Consider the following 290-nt stretch of genomic DNA (forward strand, 5'->3'; position numbering starts at 1 on the left):
TGTACGTGCCGGCCGCGGCGTAGGTGTGCGACGCCGTCGTCCCGGTCCCGGTCGTGCCGTCACCGAAGTCCCAGGCGTGTCCGTTCAGCGAACCGTCCGAGTCCGCCGAACCGGCCGCGTCGAACTGCACGGCCAGGTCGGTCGCGGTCGCCGTGAAGGACGCCGTCGGGGCCACGTTCACGGGTGCGGGGGCCGGCGTGCTCCCCGGTGCACCCACGTGGAGCTGGTCGGCGACGATGACCTGCGGGCCGGTCGCCGAGCCAGAGGTGTAGCCCTGCAGGTACACCCCT

Annotated in this window: 1 protein-coding gene; it reads right to left on the reverse strand. The window is 73.1% G+C overall.

Annotated elements, in window-relative coordinates; genetic code table 11:
- Positions 1–290: PKD domain-containing protein (locus Q1A09_RS22540; protein ID WP_299960640.1), on the reverse strand; the 290-nt coding region annotated here is incomplete at both ends.

Source organism: uncultured Modestobacter sp. (assembly GCF_947486615.1).
Classification (GTDB): Bacteria; Actinomycetota; Actinomycetes; order Mycobacteriales; family Geodermatophilaceae; genus Modestobacter.